Source organism: Pleomorphomonas sp. NRK KF1 (genome assembly GCF_023721755.1).
In the GTDB taxonomy this organism is placed as follows: domain Bacteria; phylum Pseudomonadota; class Alphaproteobacteria; order Rhizobiales; family Pleomorphomonadaceae; genus Pleomorphomonas.
In genome coordinates this window covers 469,590-487,948 of record NZ_JAMDLH010000001.1, presented here as the reverse complement: position 1 = coordinate 487,948, position 18,359 = coordinate 469,590, and the positions used below count along the sequence as shown (strand labels likewise).

16 protein-coding genes and 1 tRNA gene are annotated in these 18,359 nt (G+C 61.9%); 11 read left to right on the top strand and 6 right to left on the bottom strand.

Going from position 1 to position 18,359, the window contains the following annotated elements:
- Window positions 1-65 precede the first annotated feature (65 nt).
- Complete coding sequence (galK, locus tag M4J39_RS02185; protein WP_251726116.1) at window positions 66-1,223, top strand: galactokinase; 1,158 nt, start codon at window positions 66-68, stop codon at window positions 1,221-1,223.
- A gap of 94 nt (window positions 1,224-1,317) precedes the next feature.
- A complete protein-coding gene (locus M4J39_RS02180; RefSeq protein WP_251726115.1) occupies window positions 1,318-2,358 on the top strand; it encodes a UDP-glucose--hexose-1-phosphate uridylyltransferase in 1,041 nt (346 codons plus the stop codon).
- An 83-nt stretch (window positions 2,359-2,441) separates the two neighbouring features.
- Here the strand turns inward: M4J39_RS02180 and yjfF are convergent, their stop codons facing one another.
- The 5 genes from yjfF to lipB all read right to left on the bottom strand — a co-directional run bounded on the left by yjfF (window position 2,442) and on the right by lipB (window position 8,354).
- Window positions 2,442-3,446: a galactofuranose ABC transporter, permease protein YjfF gene (gene yjfF / locus M4J39_RS02175; protein ID WP_251726113.1), complete on the bottom strand. Its 1,005-nt coding sequence runs from the start codon at window positions 3,444-3,446 to the stop codon at window positions 2,442-2,444.
- Entirely contained in the window at window positions 3,443-4,477 is a 1,035-nt protein-coding gene (locus tag M4J39_RS02170) for an ABC transporter permease (protein ID WP_251726111.1), read from the bottom strand. Before M4J39_RS02170 ends, yjfF begins: the two co-directional genes overlap by 4 nt.
- Complete coding sequence (gene ytfR, locus M4J39_RS02165) at window positions 4,477-5,997, bottom strand: galactofuranose ABC transporter, ATP-binding protein YtfR (protein ID WP_251726109.1); 1,521 nt, start codon at window positions 5,995-5,997, stop codon at window positions 4,477-4,479. Before ytfR ends, M4J39_RS02170 begins: the two co-directional genes overlap by 1 nt.
- Window positions 5,998-6,153: 156 nt before the next feature.
- The gene (gene ytfQ / locus M4J39_RS02160; protein ID WP_251726107.1) at window positions 6,154-7,110 is read right to left on the bottom strand and encodes a galactofuranose ABC transporter, galactofuranose-binding protein YtfQ; all 957 of its coding nucleotides are present in this window, start codon (window positions 7,108-7,110) and stop codon (window positions 6,154-6,156) included.
- A gap of 575 nt (window positions 7,111-7,685) precedes the next feature.
- Window positions 7,686-8,354, bottom strand: coding sequence for a lipoyl(octanoyl) transferase LipB (gene lipB, locus M4J39_RS02155; protein WP_251726105.1), 669 nt, complete (start codon window positions 8,352-8,354; stop codon window positions 7,686-7,688).
- A gap of 154 nt (window positions 8,355-8,508) precedes the next feature.
- Here lipB and M4J39_RS02150 point away from each other — a divergent pair, with 154 nt between their 5' ends.
- Window positions 8,509-8,775 (top strand): FliM/FliN family flagellar motor switch protein, encoded by a 267-nt coding sequence (locus M4J39_RS02150; RefSeq protein ID WP_101288026.1) that lies wholly within the window; start codon window positions 8,509-8,511, stop codon window positions 8,773-8,775.
- A gap of 127 nt (window positions 8,776-8,902) precedes the next feature.
- Window positions 8,903-8,987 (top strand) — tRNA-Leu (locus tag M4J39_RS02145).
- Window positions 8,988-9,044: 57 nt separating this feature from the next.
- Here M4J39_RS02145 and M4J39_RS02140 read toward each other — a convergent pair.
- Window positions 9,045-11,099 carry a methyl-accepting chemotaxis protein gene (locus tag M4J39_RS02140; protein ID WP_251726103.1) on the bottom strand — a complete coding sequence of 685 codons (2,055 nt, stop codon included), beginning with the start codon at window positions 11,097-11,099 and terminating at the stop codon, window positions 9,045-9,047.
- A gap of 520 nt (window positions 11,100-11,619) precedes the next feature.
- Between M4J39_RS02140 and M4J39_RS02135 the strand changes: the two genes are divergently transcribed.
- The 7 genes from M4J39_RS02135 to M4J39_RS02105 all read left to right on the top strand — a co-directional run bounded on the left by M4J39_RS02135 (window position 11,620) and on the right by M4J39_RS02105 (window position 18,357).
- Window positions 11,620-13,185, top strand: coding sequence for a bifunctional diguanylate cyclase/phosphodiesterase (locus M4J39_RS02135; RefSeq protein ID WP_251726101.1), 1,566 nt, complete (start codon window positions 11,620-11,622; stop codon window positions 13,183-13,185).
- Window positions 13,186-13,371: 186 nt separating this feature from the next.
- Entirely contained in the window at window positions 13,372-14,784 is a 1,413-nt protein-coding gene (gene mgtE / locus M4J39_RS02130) for a magnesium transporter (protein WP_251726099.1), read from the top strand.
- Complete coding sequence (locus M4J39_RS02125) at window positions 14,766-15,584, top strand: glycoside hydrolase family 25 protein (RefSeq protein WP_251726097.1); 819 nt, start codon at window positions 14,766-14,768, stop codon at window positions 15,582-15,584. The genes mgtE and M4J39_RS02125 overlap by 19 nt, the downstream gene beginning before the upstream one ends.
- 110 nt (window positions 15,585-15,694) lie before the next feature.
- A complete protein-coding gene (locus M4J39_RS02120) occupies window positions 15,695-16,183 on the top strand; it encodes a lysozyme inhibitor LprI family protein (RefSeq protein WP_251726095.1) in 489 nt (162 codons plus the stop codon).
- A gap of 134 nt (window positions 16,184-16,317) precedes the next feature.
- Window positions 16,318-16,941: an ATP-dependent Clp protease proteolytic subunit gene (locus tag M4J39_RS02115; protein WP_251726093.1), complete on the top strand. Its 624-nt coding sequence runs from the start codon at window positions 16,318-16,320 to the stop codon at window positions 16,939-16,941.
- Between the two features lie 233 nt (window positions 16,942-17,174).
- Window positions 17,175-17,516 (top strand): hypothetical protein, encoded by a 342-nt coding sequence (locus M4J39_RS02110; protein WP_251726091.1) that lies wholly within the window; start codon window positions 17,175-17,177, stop codon window positions 17,514-17,516.
- 40 nt (window positions 17,517-17,556) lie between these two features.
- Window positions 17,557-18,357, top strand: coding sequence for an ElyC/SanA/YdcF family protein (locus tag M4J39_RS02105; RefSeq protein ID WP_251726089.1), 801 nt, complete (start codon window positions 17,557-17,559; stop codon window positions 18,355-18,357).
- Window positions 18,358-18,359 lie beyond the last annotated feature (2 nt).

Below are 18,359 nucleotides of genomic sequence, written 5' to 3'. Positions count from 1 at the left end.
CATCCATGCCGGCAACCGTTTCGGAGGAAACGCCGGCCATGATCTTCGGGAGGCGAGAAGCCAACATGTTCAGCGTCGACGAGCTCAAGGCAGGATTCAAGGATACCTTCGGAAGAGAGCCGTTTCTGGTCAGAGCTCCAGGGCGCGTCAACCTGATCGGCGAACACACCGACTACAACGACGGCTTCATCATGCCCGCGGCCCTGGAGTACGAAACGCGTGCCGCCGTGGCGCCACGTGCAGACAGAATCCTCCGTGTTCACTCGGCAAAGATCGGCGAGACGCGAGAGTTCGATCTGGACGATCCTGCTCCCGGGCCGAAGCGCGACTGGACCGACTACGTCTTCGGCGTTGCGGTGGCGCTGGCCGGGGCCGGGAAGAAGCTCAAGGGCGCCGACATCCTGGTCGCTTCATCGGTGCCCGTCGGTTCAGGCCTGTCGTCCTCGGCGGCGCTTGAGGTATCGATCGGCTATAGCCTTCTCACCGTTGCCGGACTGCCCATCGACACGATCGAACTCGCCAAGCTCTGCCAGAAGGCCGAGAACGAGTTCGTCGGCATGCGCTGCGGCATCATGGACCAGTTCATCTCCTGCAATGGCCAGCACGACCATGCGCTGATGATCGACTGTCGCAGCCTGGAAAAGCGACCGGTGCCGATCGACCCGCGAGCCCGTATCGTGGTTGCCAACTCGATGGTCCATCACGAGCTGGCGTCCGGCGAGTACAACAAGCGGCGCGCCTCGTGCGAGGAGGCGGTCCATCTTCTTTCTCCGGGGCTTGGTCCGATCAAGGCGTTGCGCGACGTGACGCCCGCCGGCCTCGAAGCCAACAAGGCGCTGCTCTCTGATGTCACGTACCGTCGCGCACGCCACATCGTCACAGAGGACGAGCGGGTGATCGAGGCGGCCGACGCGCTCGCCGCCGGCGATCTCGCCCGCTGCGGCGAACTGATGAACCAGTCGCATGCCTCGATGCGCGACGACTACGAAATCTCCTGCGAGGAGGTCGACGTCTTGGTCGATATCGCCCAGAGGCAGCCCGGCGTGTTTGGCTCGCGCATGACCGGCGGCGGATTCGGTGGTTCTACGGTGAGCCTCGTCGAGGCCGGAGCTGCCGAAGCTTTCATGGAGAACGTGAAGGCAGCCTACGAGAAGGCCACCGGTCTCAAGTCGACCATCTTCGCCTGCTCGCCGCAGCAGGGGGTCGGTCCGCTCGCGGGCTGATCGTTACAACGGGGCGGACGCCAGGGCGAACCGCTCCATCCCCTTTTCCGGGCCGCCCCCGCGTCCCTGCCGGTCGCCGACCAGGATGGAAATCATGAACGCGTTCGCCGATCATCCCCACCGCCGGTTCAATCCGCTCACTGGAGAGTGGGTTTTGGTGTCTCCTCACCGGGCCAAGCGTCCGTGGCAAGGGCAGGTGGAGAAGCTGCCGCCCGTCGCCGGCATTGCGCACGATCCGAAGTGCAATCTATGCACCGGCAATCTGCGTATGAACGGCGAGCGCAACCCCGACTACAAGCACACCTTCGTTTTCACGAACGATTTCGCGGCGCTGACGCCGGATGCGCCCTCTGATTATCAGAACGACGACGGGCTGATGATTGCCGAGGGCGAATCCGGTCTATGCCGGGTGCTGTGCTTCTCGCCACGTCACGACCAGACGCTGGCGCGCATGTCCGTCGAAGAGATCACCTATGTGGTCGATGCGTGGGTCGAGCAGTTCGTCGACCTCGGCTCGAAGCCGGACATCGGTTCGGTTTTGATCTTCGAGAACCGGGGCGAGGTGATGGGCTGCTCGCAGCCGCATCCGCACGGTCAGATCTGGTCGAGCCGACACATGCCCAACGAGACCGCCAAGGAGACCGAACGCCAGTTGGCCTATTTCAAGGACAAGGGCAGGGCGATGCTGCTCGACTATGTCCAGAAGGAGCTGTCACTCGGCGAGCGCATCATCCACCAGAACGACCATTTCGTCGTGCTGGTGCCCTATTGGGCGATCTGGCCGTTCGAGACCATGGTGCTGCCCAAGCGCCGCATCGGCGGCTTCGATGAGTTCACCGCCGATGAGCGAGTATCGCTGGCCGATGCGCTGTCCAACATCGCCATCCGCTACGACAACCTGTTCGAGACGTCCTTTCCCTATTCGATGGGGTTCCATCAGAAGCCGACCGATGGAGAGGCGCACGAGGAGTGGATGTTCCACGCCCACTTCTATCCGCCGCTTTTGCGCTCGGCGACGGTGAAGAAATTCATGGTCGGCTTCGAGATGCTCGGTTCGCCCCAGCGCGACCTGACGCCGGAGACGGCGGCGCAGCGACTGCGCGATCTACCCACCGTCCATTACCTCGATCGGTAATCGATCCGCGTTAACTGCCTGCTCGAAATGGAACCGCCGCCGGATCGTTCCGGCGGCGGTTTCGCTTGTTCAAGGTTGTTCCGTCAGGCGCTGCTTGCCTGGGCGGCCGAGGCATGCCGCATGTTTCGGGCGCTGCGCTCGGACATCCACATCAGGCCACGCTGCAGGGCGATGAAGCCGAACAACAGGAGACCGATGACGATCTTCGTCCACCAGCTCGACAGCGTGCCGTCGAACACGATGTAGGTCTGGATCAGCCCCTGGATGCAGATACCCAGGAACGTGCCGGCGACGAAGCCATAGCCGCCGGTCAGCAGCGTCCCGCCGATCACCACGGCGGCGATGGCATCGAGCTCGACGCCGACGGCCGCCAGCGAGTAGCCGGCCGAGGTGTAGAGCGAGAAGACGATGCCGGAGAGGCCGGCCAGGAAACCCGACAGGGCATAGATGCCGACAGTCGTCTTCGCCACGGGCACGCCCATCAGCTGCGCCGACGTAAGGTTGCCGCCGAGCGCGTAGACGTAGGTGCCGAAGCGGGTGCGCTGGGCGAGGATGATGCCGAAGGCGAACACCGCCAGCATGATCATGGCAATGAGCGTCAACCGTCCACCGCCGGGCATCCTGATATAGAGGTCCTGCAGGGTGGAATAGAACGGATGGGTGATGGGCACCGACTCCGTCGTCAACAGGTAGGAAATGCCACGGGCGAGGAACATGCCGGCCAGCGTCACGATGAAGGGCGGCATGTCGAGGAAGAAGATGACGCCTCCCATCGCCGCCCCGAAGGCGGTGGTGAGGGCCAGCACAATCACAAAGGCCGCCAGCGGGTGGATGGAAGTGTCCCGCAGGATCACGGACAGGAACACACCGGTAAAGGCGATCACCGAACCCACCGACAGATCGATGCCGCCGGACAGGATCACGAAGGTCATGCCGACCGCCGTGATGCCGAGGAAGGCGTTGTCGGTCAGGAGATTGCCTGCAACACGCGTCGACAGCATGTTCGGAAACACCGAGATGCAAATGACGTAGGCCAGCACGAAGACCACAAAGGTGGCCAACAGCGGCAGGTACTTGGAGTTCTTCATCGCGCCGCGTGCTCCCTGCTTTCGGTCTTGATCGCCACGGTTTGCCGGCTGGCCCGGAAGTTGGCCATGGCCGCCTGACTGGCTGGCGACTGGACGATCAGAATGATCAGAATGATCGCCGCCTTGATGATGAGGTTGAATTCCGGCGGGAAGCCAGCCAGCAGAATGCCCGTATTGAGCGACTGGATGATCATCGCCCCCATCAGCGAGCCCACCAGCGAGAAGCGGCCGCCGAGCAGCGACGTCCCGCCGATGACCACCGCCAGGATGGCGTCCATCTCCAGCCAGAGACCGGCGTTGTTGGCGTCGGCGCCCTTGATGTCGGCGGCTGCGATGACACCCGCCGTTGCCGCGCAAAGTCCGGACACCGCATAGACGGCGAGCAGGATGACGCGAGAGTTGACGCCGGACAGCGTCGAGGCGCGCCGATTGACGCCGATCGCCTCGATCAGGAGGCCGAGCGCCGAGCGACGAACCACCAGGATCGCCAAAATCGCAACGAAGATCCAGATGATCACCGGCATGGGCAGGCTGAGGAACGAGCCGGAGCCGACGAAGATCAGCTCGGGCTTGTCGTTGAAGGTCAGGATGACGCCTTCGGTGATGAGCTGGGCGATACCACGACCGGCCACCATCAGGATCAGGGTGGCGATGATCGGTTGAATGTCGAGAAGGGCGACCAGTGCGCCGTTCCAGAGACCGCAGGCAAGACCCACGAAGAGCGCACCGGCCAGCGTTGCCGGCAGGGAGTAGCCGGAGGTGATCAGCGAAGCGGCGACGGCGCCTACGATGGCCATGACCGCGCCAACCGACAGGTCGATGCCCTTGGTGGCGATCACCAGCGTCATGCCTATGGCCAGCAGGGTGACCGGTGCGCCGCGATTGAGCACGTCGATCAACGAACCGTACAGGCGGTCGTTCTGGATCTCGATCGAGAAGAAGCCTGGCGATATGATGGCGTTGAGCGCCAGGATCACCGCCAGGACGATGATCTGGGGTGTCCGCTCACGGACGATGGTCGGAACGGCCATTACGCTGCCTCCCCGGTCGCGCCATGCGAAGCGATGGCCTTCATGATGTGTTCGGTGGAAATCTCGTCGCCGGTCAGTTCGCTGACCATCTTGCGATCCCTCAATACGATGATGCGGGACGAATAGCCGACGAGTTCGCCAAGCTCGGACGAAATGACCAGAAGCGCCATTCCACGTTCGCAGAGATCGATGATCAGGCGGATGATTTCCGCATGGGCGCCGACGTCGATGCCGCGCGTCGGCTCATCGAGGATCAGGAAGCGCGGATTGGTGGCAAGCCAGCGGGCCAGCAACACTTTCTGCTGATTGCCGCCGGACAGGAACTTGATCGGCTTCTCGCGGTCGGAGGTACGGATGTCCAGCGCGGCGATGTAGCGGTCGGCCAGCGCCTCCTGTTCCGAACGGGAAAGAGGCCTCATCCAGCCGCGCTGGGCCTGCAAGGCGAAGATGATGTTCTCGCGCACCGACAGGTCGCCGACGATGCCGTCAGTCTTCCGATCCTCGGGGCAGAAGGCGAAACCATGGGAAATCGCCTTGCGCGGCGAGGACATGTTGACCGGTGTGCCGGCAACGCTGATGGTGCCGCTGTCGGCGCGCTCGATGCCGAACACGAGCTGCGCCGTTTCCGTTCGACCGGAGCCGAGAAGACCGGCGATGCCGACCACCTCGCCCTGGCGGATGTCGAGGTCGAGCGGATCTATGTTGCCACGCTTGCCGAGCCCGCGCAGGGAGACCAGCGGCTCGGCCTTGGCCGTATTGGGGTCGATCGTGCGCTTGACGTCGGCCTCGAGCTGGCGGCCGAGCATCATGGAGACCAGCTTCAGACGATCAAGGCCGGCAACCGGCACGGTGTCGATCAACCGACCGTTGCGCAACACCGTGATGGTATCGGCGATGTCGTAGACCTGATCGAGGAAATGGCTGATGAAGATGATGCCCATGCCGCGCTCACGGAGCTGCCGCACCACGGCGAACAGCATCTCCACCTCGTGGGCGTCGAGGCTGGCTGTCGGCTCGTCCAGCACCAGCACCTTGCCGGAAATGTCCACGGCGCGGGCAATGGCGACGACCTGCTGGATGGCGACCGAGAAGTTGGCGAGCGGCGCGGTGACGTCGATGTTGAGGCCGTAGGTATCGAGAATGGCGCGCGAACGGCGGTTCATTTCTCGAACGTCGGTCAGGCCGAAGCGCTTGGGCTCGCGCCCGAGAAAAAGGTTCTCGGCTACGGTGAGGTTGGTCAGGAGGTTGACCTCCTGGTAGACGGTGCCGATGCCGAGCTTCTGGGCGTCGACGACGTCGCGCGGAAAGATGGGCGTCCCCTCGAGCAGGACCTCGCCCTCGTCGCGACGGTAAGCACCCGTGATGATCTTGATGAGGGTCGATTTGCCCGCGCCGTTCTCGCCGAGAAGGGCATGCACTTCACCGGCCTTGAGCGTGAAGTCGACGTTTTCGAGCGCGGATACGCCGAGAAAGGCCTTGCTGACTCCGCGTACGGATAGCAGCGGCTGAGCGTTCGCCATGGTAGCAGGTCCAACTATTGCCGATCAAAGAAACGGGCCGCCCTCCGATGCGGCGGCCTCACCCCGAGGGACAAGCCCGCCGGCAGCCGGAAAAAGCGGCCCGGCAATGAAGGGAAGCGCCGCCCGTTCGCAAAGGGGCGGCGCTCCAGAATGGTATCAGTAACCGAGACCCTTCTTCTCGTCGTAGACCTTCTGCGGGTCATCAGCCGGCGTATAGAGCTTGGATTCGGTCTGGATCCACTTGGCGGGCTCCTTCTTGTCCTTGAGATAGGCGTCAAGGGCGTCGAAGGCCGGGCCGGCCATGTTGGGCGTCAGTTCGACGGTGGCGTTGGCTTCACCGGCAACGAAGGCCTGGAAGATATCCGGCACCGCATCGATCGAAACGACGAGGATGTCGGTGCCCGGCTTCAGGCCGGCTTCCTTGATCGCCTGGATGGCGCCCACGGCCATGTCGTCGTTGTGAGCGTAGAGGGCGCAGATGTTCTTGCCGCCGTCTTCCGCCTTGATGAAGCTCTCCATGACTTCCTTGCCCTTGGTACGGGTGAAGTCACCGGTCTGGCTGCGTACGATCTTCAGGTTGTCGTGGCCGGCGATGGCCTCGTCAAAGCCCTTCTTGCGGTTGATGGCCGGCGACGAGCCCGTCGTGCCCTGCAGCTCGACGATGTTGCACGGCTTGTCGCCGACTTCCTTCACGAGCCACTCGCCGGCAACCTTGCCCTCATAGACGGTGTCGGACGTGACGGCGGTGAGATAGAGGTCCTCGGGAGCATCGACCGTACGGTCGAGCAGGATCACCGGAATCTCGGCTTCCTTGGCTTCCTTGAGGACGGCGTCCCAGCCGGTGGCGACCACCGGGGCGATCAGGATCGCGTCAACGCCCTGGGCGATGAACGAACGAACGGCCTTGATCTGGTTTTCCTGCTTCTGCTGCGCGTCGGCGAACTTCAGGTCGATGCCGCGTTTCTGGGCTTCGAGCTTGGTGACGCTCGTCTCGGCGGCGCGCCAGCCGGATTCCGAACCGATCTGCGAGAAACCAACGGTCAGCGCAAAGGCAGATGAAACGGAAAGAGCCGTCGCAAAGGCGGTCGCGGCGAGCAAACTAAGAGTGCGCATTCTCTCCTCCACATTTGTTCCGGGAGCAGCCGGAAGACCCCGTTTCACTCCCCGGACGCCGGCCTCCACACCGGCTATGGGCAAGTTAACCCAGTGAGCTTCCTCACAAAAGAGACAAATCGGTCTCCTTCATGGAATATTCTGCTGATCCGCATGAATTTGAGACCTATACTAAGGTATAATGTCCGGGTTCGAATTTGGGCTTTTGAAGGCTCTTCTGCCAAAATACAGGCAAGTTCGACTTCAAAAGCATTGATGACCAGCCTCATCCAGTTTTCGACTTTTAGCGCTGAATCGTTTTCTTAAGTATGACAAATAATCGAGGTTAAGACCAAACATCTTGAAAAGTCTGGCTCATCGCCGATTAGCGCAGGTTGTCTATCGATGCTGCGGCCAACTCCTGACCGGGTTGGCCGAACGACAAACTCATATTCCTTCTACATACGGATGTCCGCCGAGGAAAACTCTGCCGTCAATGGATTTGGTTCCCGCAAACGAGGTCTCGCGCCAGCTGGCCAAGGCTCCCGTCCATGTCGCCAGAGGGTCGCGTCGTCAACGCCGGACGATCAACTCGCTTATGGGCCACAGGGGCCGAACACCTCGACGAAGCTTGCCTTCAAGGCAGCGTCGGCATCTTCCATCGTCACCGGCAATCCCAGATCGACGAGGCTGGTGACGCCGTGCCCCCGGATGCCGCAGGGCACGATACCGTTGAAATGATCGAGGTTCGGTTCGACGTTGAGGCTGATCCCGTGGAAACTGACCCAACGGCGAACGCGGATACCGATGGCGGCGATCTTGTCCTCGGCGGAGCTCGCCTTGTCCGGCCGACGAACCCAGACCCCCACGCGATCCTCGCGCCTCTCTCCACGGATGTTGAAAGTGGCCAGCGCCCCGATAAGCCAGCGCTCCAGCGCCGCGACGAAAGCCCTGATATCCTTGCCGCGACGCTCCAAGTCGAGCATCACGTAGGCAACTCTCTGGCCCGGACCATGATAGGTATACTGCCCGCCGCGTCCGGTCTGATGGACAGGGAAGCGGTTCGGCTCGACAACGTCGGCCGGGTTGGCGCTCGTACCTGCAGTATAGAGAGGAGGGTGCTCGACCAGCCAGACGAGTTCCCGTGCATCCCCTTGCGCAATCGCAGCGACGCGCGCCTCCATGAAGGCGACGGCAAACTCATAATCGACGAGACCTGGTTCAATACGCCACTCGACAGGCGGCGAACCGGGGACGGAGTGCATGTCCGTCCTGATTTCGGATCGTTCATTAACCATTCGGTAACCTTATGCCGCAAACACTCAACGGACGACGACGCGTCGGCTTGCCGCTTCGTGTTCCGGGTGGCGCCGGTGGTCGTCCAAGCACCCGCCGACGGCGAGACGGAAGATAGGACTGATGGCCAGTTTGGAGAAGATCAAAGTCGAGATCTCTGTCGTGCTCGGCGGGCAGACCATGCCGATCCACCAACTGTTGCGCATGGGGCGCGGCGCGGTGATCGAGCTGGATCACTCCGCCGACGATGACGTGGACATCCTTGCCAACAATCTGCCGGTCGCAAAAGGTCAGGTGGTGCTGAAGGGTGACCGCGTGACCGTGTCGATTACGGAGGTGCTGGCTCGGCCAGCGTCCTACCGCCGGCTCGACGATGTCGTGAAGATCTGAGTATTTTTCCCGGAATAGCGGGGTTTTTCCGACGCTGGCAAAATTCTTCTTGCCTCCCTCTTGTGCCTCGGAGAATCTCTTGCTAGATACCCGGCGCCGGCCCGGAAGGGGTGGCAACTACCAAGATGCGGTCGTGGCGGAATTGGTAGACGCGCAGCGTTGAGGTCGCTGTGTCGCAAGACGTGGAAGTTCGAGTCTTCTCGACCGCACCATCTAAAAAAGCCGGGCAGTCATGCCCGGCTTTTTTGTGTGCATGTGACTCGGGTAGCTCAGCTCGCCCGCAATCCTGCCAGAACTTCCGATACTTCCGCTTTCAGCTGGTCGATCTGCTCTGTCAGACTCGATGCGGATCCCTTGACCTCGGAGGAGGCTTGCGAAGTCTCCCGGGCGGCCATGGCGACTCCAGCAATGTTGGCGTCAACCTCCCGCGTGGACTGGAAGGCAAGGGCCACGGCTCTCGCCACCTCGGATGTGGCGGCCTCCTGCTCGGCCACCGCGGCGGCGATACCTGTCGAGGTGTGGCCGATGTCGCGGACCTGGGCAGCGATCGTTCCGATTGCGTCGGCTGACGTTCGGGTCGCCGACTGGATTGTCGCAGCCTGCGAGGAGATTTCGGATGTGGCTCGGGCGGTCTGCTCGGCAAGCTGCTTCACCTCTTGCGCGACCACGGCAAATCCACGGCCGGCCTCACCTGCGCGAGCGGCTTCGATTGTCGCATTGAGGGCCAACAGATTGGTCCGGGCGGCGATATCACTGATAAGCGTCACCACGTTCCCGATCTGGGCGGCGGATTCGGCAAGTCCGAGCACGCCTCTTGCGGTGTCGTCTGCCATTGCCACGGCAGCGGTCGCCGCCTGCGTCGATACTTCCACCTGTCGCCCGATTTCCCGAACCGAGGCCGCCAGCTCCTCGGCGGCGCCGGCGGCCGATTGCACCCCCGAAGCCGCGAAGCTCGCAGCCCTGACGACGGCCGTCGACTGACTGGACGTTTCTTCGGCCCCGACCGCGAGCGTGTTGGCTGCGACTTCCAACTGCTGGCTTGCCGTTCCGAGCGCGGCGACCACAACGCCGATCGTCGCCTCGAACTTGTCCGCCAACTGCAGCATTTCACGAGTCTTCTTTTCGGCGGTCAACCGCTTGGCTTGCTCTTGTTCGGCACGCAGTTGGCTGGCGTCCAGAAGCGCCATCCGAAACTCGGCGGTTGCCTGAAACAGCTGGCCGATCTCGTCTTTCCGTTTCGGAACGTCGATTTCGTCGTCAAGACGGCCGCCGGCAAGCGAACGCGTGATGGCGGTGAGCTTGGCCAGCGGCCTTGCCAACCCGAAATGAATAACCCCGGCCGTGAGGGCCACAACGACCAGAACAGCGGAAAGAACCAGCAATGCCCATGTGAACGACCTGTTCGCCGCGTTCAGTCGTTCCGCGGTCTCCGAAGAAATATGCTCGCCCAATGCGGATTGGACGCCAGCTAGCACATTCACCGCGTCGGTTGCCCGCGAGAACCATTCGGGCGCGGGCAGGGTAGAGGGGGCGCCGCTCGTCAAGGCGGAATAGACTGCCTGTCGGGTCGTCTCGAACTGCCCAAAGACGGCCTCGTTGGCTTCTTCCGCGCGACTTCGGATAGGTTCACCGATCATTTCGAGTCGAGAATAGGCCGCGTTCCATGCCGACATGACATGACCGCGGTACTCGGCCAGCGTGGCCAGTTCGGCGGGACTAGCCAGCCGACCGGCCGAAAGGATGCCGTTGAGCATGCCCCGTTCCCGCCCAACGTACTCGCTGGCTTCCCATACCTGACGGCGTGCTTCCATGGCGCGGACAAGCGCCAGGCTTGTCGTCCCAGCTCCATCGGCCACCGTGCGCATGGCCACATCGTCGACCGCCTCGATGGCGCGAGACTGAGCCGCAAACCAACGCGCACCGAGATCGCCCGGCGCTTTTGCTCCGGAAGAAGCAGCGGCATAGATCTGGCGACGCAGGTCCTCCGCCGCCGAGACAAGAGTGTTCAGCCTGTCCGCCTGATCCCGGCTCGCCTTGCTCAGAAGCTGACCGAGCATTTCCCGAGACTCAAGACGGGACTGGTCCAGTTTGTCGGCGACGGCCGGAGAAAGCTGCTTTCCACCGGCAACGCCGCTCGTTTGCCCTCGGTCCACCGCGAATGCCGTCGTGATCGCCAATGCCTGATCCTGCACACGCTGCGATTGAAGGATAGCGTTCGCGCTCGATTGAGCCTCAAGGGAGGAGACAAACGTTTCCCTCACCTCAATGGCCAACAAGACGGTCATCGCGGCAAACGTCAAATAGAGCTTCCAGCGGATCTGCATCCTGTGGCCTTTTCATCGCAGGGAGATTGAGAGCCACAGCCATTGGGGGGACGAGCAAATCACTGACCGACTTGCTATCCAAACCGTGCGCTCGCAATAACGAATTGCATGAAAGTCTTAATCGCACATTTATGGAGAAATTCAGTAATTCTGCCTCTCCATCCTCTATTTTATCCTTGTTAATTCTAACATACAAAACGTCAAATGTACGCCAAATCACGCTCTGGCTATCTACAGCGGAATCTACGACACCAAAAACATCAACAACTTGGCGAAAGATCTGTCTTTGCCACCTTTTTCTCCACATGTGTCCCGTTCACTTGAGCAAGTCGAGGCCCCGACAACCGTCTTTCGACCTCGCCAGCGACAGTCCCTGCCACTTTCACTGAGCCAGATCGTAAAATATTAATTAAACATGCATCTGCGTACAAAGTATGCTTGTTGAGGTTGTGGTTTCTTGTATTCATCGATGGAAAAGCGCGCGTTGCGGTTCGCAAAGGCGTAGCGAAGAGGTAATCAAATGCGACTCTTGAGGGCAGGACGAGCAGCTCGTGATGCTACAGTCCTTGCTGTCATCGGCGTCTTGCTCTTTGTCGGCTTCGAACGGCTTGATTTTTACGAGAGGCTTGACGGCTTCCTGACGAGACACGAGTTCGTGCAGCTCGACGAGGTGCTGATGGCGCTTCTGGTCGCGGGCCTGTTGGGCTTCGTCTTCGGCTATCGCCGGCTGCGAGATCTGCAGGACGAGGTGGCTCATCGCAGCCGGGCCGAGCGTGACGTGTCATGGATCGCGGCGCACGATCCGTTGACCCGCCTCCCCAACCGTGTCGGCCTCAAGCAGGAGATAGAGCGCCTGAGGGCAAGCGACAAGGCTGGCAAGCCTCACATGTCCATGGTGATCGACGTCCAAGGCTTCAGATATATCAACGATATCTACGGAAATGAGACGAGCGACGAAATCCTGGTGAACATCGCGGACCGGCTGCGGGAAATCTTTGTCGGCTGCTACCTGTTCAGGCTCGGTGGTGACCAATTCTATGCGGCACAGGAAGGCTCCCAGACCAAGGACTGGGAAAAGCTGGCCCGTCGCGCCATCAAGCAGATATCCGCCCCCATTCTGGTCAACGAACGCTACTACGAGGTGTCGGCCTATGTTGGAATGGCGCAGTACCCGGACGATGCGGCGAACATCAAGTATCTTCTTCGGTGCGCGCTTTCCGCGGTCTCCTCGGCAAAGAAAGAGCATTCCGGCGAGCCGAAATGGTTCGATCCGGCCATAGACGAGGCGACCGCGAGGTACGCGGAGCTGGACAAGCAACTGCGCGCGGCGCTCAAGTCCGGCGAGGTGAGGCCCTACTATCAGCCGATGATCGATCTGACGTCCGGCCGCATCGTCGGGTTTGAAGCCCTCGCGCGCTGGCGCCGCCCCGATGGAACCTTCGTTCCGCCGTCGGAGTTCATACCCCTGGCGGAAGAAACCGGCATGATCGGCGAGTTGTCGGATGTGCTTTTCCGTCAGGCCTGTCGCGACGCCGCCAAATGGCCGCGAACCGTCCGCCTGTCCTTCAACGTTTCTCCGGCCCAGTTCAGCAACCGAAGCTTCGGGCGGAACATGCTGGAAACACTCGCCGAGACAGGGCTTTCACCACAACAGCTCGAAGTTGAGCTGACCGAGTCGATGTTCGTGAAGGACGTGCAGCTGGTTTCGGCCATGCTTGAGGAACTCCGCGGAGCGGGTGTCCATATTGCTATCGACGACTTCGGGACCGGCTACTCGAGCCTCTCTCAACTGTCTCGGTTGAGGTTCGACAAGCTCAAGATCGACCGCAGCTTCGTGTCGTCCTTCCTCGACGATGCACGGCAGGCCATGATCATTCGGGCGATGATCGGCCTCGGGCGAGGATTGGGCATGAGGACCATCGCCGAAGGAATCGAAGAAGCATCCCAGGCCGAAACGCTTCAACTTCTGGGGTGTCACCAGGGGCAGGGGTTTCTGTTCAGCCGCGCCGTCCCCGCCGAGCAGGCAACCTCCATGCTTCAGATGACGTGGCCCGTGAGACCCGAAGACAGCACCGCGGCGAACTGATCGCGACCCGAGCCGAGGGGGAAGCTGTTCGCGACTTGGGATCGACTCGGTTCCCGACCGTCGAACCTTCGCGGGAATTTCTCCCTTGCACCATCCGGTTTGTCGGCCTTAACTCCCGCGCGACGGTGTCGACCGTCGCCGTCGATTCAATCTGTCCGCCACCTCGAGATTCACGGGAGACGCGCCATGGCCGAAACCGAGCCCAACGCGCCTGATACGCTGAGCTTTGACGGTTTGCCGCCGCTCAGAACGGAGGATGGCGAACTCGATCCATTGTTCCTCGATGCCATCAGCGCGGCCATCGAGGCGGCGGATGCTCCAACCGTCGAGGCGCTTGCTGCCGATCTTCACGAGGCGGACGTCGGCGACATCATCGAAGCGCTATCGGCTGACGAACGCGCGCCTTTCGTCCAGTTGCTCGGCGAGCATTTCGACTTCGCAGCGCTCACCGAAGTCGATGAGACCGTCCGAGTCCAGCTCATCGAAGAGCTGCCGCCCGAAGCCGTGGCGGAGGGTGTTCGCGATCTCGATTCGGACGACGCCGTCTACATTCTCGAAGACCTCGACGACGAGGATCAGGAGGAAATCCTCGCCAAGCTGCCGGCGGTCGACCGCATGGCGCTGCGCCGCAGCCTCGACTTTCCCGAGGAGACGGCGGGACGTCGGATGCAGACCGACTTCATCGCCGTACCCCCGTTCTGGACAGCCGGTCAGACGATCGATTACCTCAGGGATCAGAAAGACCTGCCGGACGAGTTCTACGAGGTATTCGTCATCGATCCCGGATTCCGGTTCCTCGGCGCCGTAGCGCTCAACCGACTTCTTCGGGCACCGCGTCCCACGCGCATGTCGGATATCATGAACGACGACCGACAGCGGGTGCTCGCCACCGACGACCAGGAGGACGTGGCGCGCATGTTCGAGCGCTACAATCTGGTCTCGGCGGCCGTGGTCGATGAATCGGAACGGCTGGTGGGCGTCATCACCGTCGACGACGTCGTGGACGTCATCCAGGCCGAAGCGGAAGAGGACATCCGCGCGTTGGCCGGCGTCGGTGACGAAGAGATCTCCGACTCGGTGTTCTACACACTGCGGACCCGGTGGGTTTGGCTGCTCTTCAACATGCTGACCGCCTTTCTGGCCTCTTCGGTGATCGGCATGTTCTCGGGTTCTATTTCGAAAATGGTGGCGCTTGCCGTGCTGATGCCGATCGTCGCATCGATGGGCGGCAACGCGGCGACCCAGACCATGACCGTGACGGTGCGCGCCCTGGCGACCCGCGATCTCGATGCACACAATGTTTGGCGGATTTTCGGCCGAGAATTAAGTGTTGGTTTACTCAACGGCGGCAGTTTCGCATTGATCGTCGGTTCGGCCGCCGCGCTCTGGTTCCAGGATCCCCTCCTTGGAGGCGTGATCGGCGCCGCGATGATCGTCAACCTGTTGTCTGCGGCAACGGCCGGCATCCTCATACCCCTGGCGTTCGAACGGCTCGACATCGATCCGGCGGTCGCTTCGGGGGTGTTCGTGACGATGGTGACCGATGTCGTGGGGTTTCTGGCGTTCCTCGGGCTCGCGTCATGGATTTTGCTTGGGTAAAGACGGCATTTCGAACGAAGCGGCGGCGCGGCAGGAAGCCGATCGGCGTCGGTCGTTGGGCCAGCCTTGCTGCTCGTCTGGTCAATCCGCTCGCCCTCGGCTCGCTTGCTGTCGGTCTTTCCGCCTGTGCGTTGTTCGACTTCGGTCCGCCGGGGCCGGACGACTACCCAGTGAAGGGCATCGACGTCTCCTACTATCAGGACGACATCAACTGGCGCTCGGTGGTGGCGGACAACACAGCCTTCGCCTGGTTGAAGGCGACAGAGGGTGGCGACTGGTCGGATCCGAAGTTCGCGCAAAACTGGCATGGCGCCGCCATGGCCGGCTTGCCGCGCGGCGCCTATCACTTCTGGTATTTCTGCAGACCCGCCATGGAACAGGTGAGCTGGTTTCTGCAGAATGTGCCGTACGATCCCTACGCGCTGCCGCCGGTGCTCGACATAGAATGGGTCGATTCCAAAACGTGTCCCGGTCACCCACCTCGGGAAGCGATCATTCCCGAAGTCAAGACCTGGCTCGAAGCCATCGAGCGCTACTACGGAAAGCGGCCGATCATCTACACGTCGATCAGCTTCTATAACGACCGTCTGCGAGGCGCTTTCCCCGGCTACTTTGTATGGATCGCCTCCTACAAGGGGCACCCGGTGGTGCGCGATCCGAGCCTGCGCTGGAACTTCTGGCAACACACGGAAGCCGGTCGGGTAGCAGGCATTCGGGGTAGGGTGGATCGCAACGTCTTCAACGGATCGACGCGTGAGTGGCAAGCCTTCCTCGAAGGTCGCCTCAATCCGGACGGGTGACACAAATCCAGCACGTGTCCATAGCGGATTGCGCTGGAATTTGCCTGAAAACAAAGAGATAAAGAGATGCCGGTGAGCTTTTCTCGCCGGCATTTCCGTAGGAGACGCGGATGCGCGGTATCGTCGCTTTCTGCTTTGCAATGACCATTGGCAGCGTGGCCCAGGCTCAGGAGGGCAACCCGGCGGAGCCAACCGACGCCGACCGACAGGTGATCGCCGAATGCGTGGCGAGCGCACCGCACGAGAATATCAGTCCGCTTGGCTGTATCGGCATGGTCTCCGATCCTTGCCTCGCCGATCCGGACAACGAGAACACGCCGATGATGGCAGCTTGCCTCGAACGGGAGGCCGCGATCTGGGATGAGCGCCTCAACGACGACTATCAAGCATTGATGAACGGCCTTGACAAAGCTGAGGCGGCCAAGTTGCGCGACAGCCAGAGGGCCTGGCTGACGGTGCGCGACGCGACTTGCAACATAGAGGCCTCGTTCTGGGAGGGCGGCACGGGCTATGGCGGCGCCATAGCGGGCTGCATGCTACGCGAAACTGGCGCGCGGGACGTTTCGCTCGTCGCCCTTCGTACCTATCTCGATCAGTGAGCGAGCCGTTCACCCTGTCCCTCCGGTCGGGTTGCCGTCCGCTCCCCTGATGAGATACGTATGGGTCATCAGGATTTGCGACTCCCGAGGCCCGACCCCTTCAGTCGCGGCCGCCACCCCACGAGAAGGTCCACATGATTTCCAAGGATCAGGAATACGTCCGCCTCGACGACGAGGAAGAGGAGAAGGACGAGAAGGCCAAGGACGCGGCGCCGGCGCCACAGGTCGACAAGTATCTGTTCAAGTCGCGCACCGTTCTCATCACCGGCCAGGTGACCCAGGAAATGGCGAAGGAAGTGACGTCGCGCCTCCTGGCGCTGGCGGAAGCGAGCGCCACCGATCCGATCACCGTCATCGTGTCGTCGCCCGGCGGCCATGTCGAGTCCGGGGACATGATCCACGACATGATCGGCTTCGTGGCGGCGCCGGTGAACATCATCGGTACGGGCTGGGTGGCAAGCGCCGGAGCGCTGATCTACGTGTCGGTGCCCAAGGAGCGTCGTTTCTGCACGCCCAATACCCGCTTCCTGCTGCACCAACCGTCCGGTGGCACGGGCGGCATGGCGACCGATATCGAGATCCAGGCGCGCGAGATCATCAAGATGCGCGACCGCCTCAATCGGATTTTCGCCGATGCCACCGGCCAGCCGGTGGAGCGGATCGAGAAGGACACCGATCGCGACTACTGGATGAGTGCCGAGGAAGGCATCGCCTACGGTCTAGTCGGGCGAGTGGTTCGCACCGCTGCGGACATTTGACGGTATCCGGAACGGGGCGGCCCAACCGTCCCGTTCTTTCTGTTTGCGCGTTCGCCGACCCGACCGCGAGTAACGATGCGCTCAGGCTCCGATGCGGGGCATTGGCTTGCCGGTCGCGTTTTCGGTGAGGGATACGAACATTCTAGGCCAATCAACGGATTGACCGCCTCATGTTCGTCGGGTCATCTCCTTGCTTGGTTGACAGGAGCCAGAAGGTGGCCGGGAGGATGAGATTGGACGCCTTGAAAACGATCGCTCTTTCGATTGGTCTCGTCCTTGCGGCGGGGGACGTCCAGGCCCAATCGCCCAGTCCTTACGACATGACCTATATGCTGCGGGACGGCGAAGCGACATCGCTTTACGCTGACATGAGCGAGAAGGCAGCGAAGAAGGGCACGATTCCAGGGGACGCCAAGGGCATCGTATTGCGGTGGTGCCGCGACGAGATTCCATTCGGATCCTGGCAGTTCGGTTCCCGAAAGGCTCAGCTTGCCCTGCTCGACGCACGATGGTGCGAGATCTCCTACAACGGCGCGGTCGGCAATGTGCCGGGCAAGGTTCTGACGCCTCAATAACCGAACCGACCGGATAGTTTCGAGAGGGAGTGCAGGCGGCGTGTTCTATGTGCTCTCCAAGCTCGGGTTTCTGTTCCTGCGTCCCTCCAATGCCTTTATCCTGGCGTTGCTCCTCGGGGCCGGCATGCGGCTGCTCGGTTGGCGTCGGCGCGGCGCGGAGCTGATCGGCATCGCGCTTACATTGCTGGTCGTATGTGCGTGGACCGGCGTTCCCACCTTGCTGCTGCGGCCGCTCGAGCAGCGCTTTTCGGTGCCGGCCGATCCCGAACGGCTCGCTCCAGCCGGCATTTTGGTGCTGGGGGGCGTCATCGATACCGGGCTGTCGACCGAGCGAAGCTCGGTCGAGCTGATCGACGGCGCCGAGCGGCTGATCGTCGCCGCCGAGCTTGCTCGACGATACTCCGACGCGCGCGTCGTGCTCTCGGGTGGTTCCAACGGCGTTTTCGCAAACGACGAGCGCGCCGAGTCGACCATTGCGCGCGACCTGCTCGTCGAGTTCGGCGTGGCGGCCGAGCGGATTACCATTGAGGACCGCTCCCGCAACACGCGCGAGAACGCCATCTACAGCTTTACCACAATCGAACCCAAGCCTCGGGAGCAGTGGCTTCTCGTCACCTCGGCCTTCCATATGCCGCGCGCCATCGGCGCCTTTCGCGCCGCCGGCTGGAGCGGCGTGGTGGCGTGGCCGGTCGACTACCGCAATGGCGCCGCAACCGACTGGCTGGGCGGGCGCACAGCAGCCGAGGGGCTGACCATGACCGACATGGCAGTTCGCGAATGGATAGGCCTCGTCGTCTATCGGTTCGCCGGCTATACTGATGCGCTTTTGCCGCGACCGTGAGA

Bases quoted from the DNA above. Each gene is read 5' to 3' on its own strand.
- galK (WP_251726116.1), top strand. From the start codon at position 66: ATGTTCAGCGTCGACGAGCTCAAGGCAGGATTCAAGGATACCTTCGGA.
- M4J39_RS02180 (WP_251726115.1), top strand. From the start codon at position 1,318: ATGAACGCGTTCGCCGATCATCCCCACCGCCGGTTCAATCCGCTCACT.
- yjfF (WP_251726113.1), bottom strand. From the start codon at position 3,446: ATGAAGAACTCCAAGTACCTGCCGCTGTTGGCCACCTTTGTGGTCTTC.
- M4J39_RS02170 (WP_251726111.1), bottom strand. From the start codon at position 4,477: ATGGCCGTTCCGACCATCGTCCGTGAGCGGACACCCCAGATCATCGTC.
- ytfR (WP_251726109.1), bottom strand. From the start codon at position 5,997: ATGGCGAACGCTCAGCCGCTGCTATCCGTACGCGGAGTCAGCAAGGCC.
- ytfQ (WP_251726107.1), bottom strand. From the start codon at position 7,110: ATGCGCACTCTTAGTTTGCTCGCCGCGACCGCCTTTGCGACGGCTCTT.
- lipB (WP_251726105.1), bottom strand. From the start codon at position 8,354: ATGCACTCCGTCCCCGGTTCGCCGCCTGTCGAGTGGCGTATTGAACCA.
- M4J39_RS02150 (WP_101288026.1), top strand. From the start codon at position 8,509: ATGGCCAGTTTGGAGAAGATCAAAGTCGAGATCTCTGTCGTGCTCGGC.
- M4J39_RS02140 (WP_251726103.1), bottom strand. From the start codon at position 11,099: ATGCAGATCCGCTGGAAGCTCTATTTGACGTTTGCCGCGATGACCGTC.
- M4J39_RS02135 (WP_251726101.1), top strand. From the start codon at position 11,620: ATGCGACTCTTGAGGGCAGGACGAGCAGCTCGTGATGCTACAGTCCTT.
- mgtE (WP_251726099.1), top strand. From the start codon at position 13,372: ATGGCCGAAACCGAGCCCAACGCGCCTGATACGCTGAGCTTTGACGGT.
- M4J39_RS02125 (WP_251726097.1), top strand. From the start codon at position 14,766: ATGGATTTTGCTTGGGTAAAGACGGCATTTCGAACGAAGCGGCGGCGC.
- M4J39_RS02120 (WP_251726095.1), top strand. From the start codon at position 15,695: ATGCGCGGTATCGTCGCTTTCTGCTTTGCAATGACCATTGGCAGCGTG.
- M4J39_RS02115 (WP_251726093.1), top strand. From the start codon at position 16,318: ATGATTTCCAAGGATCAGGAATACGTCCGCCTCGACGACGAGGAAGAG.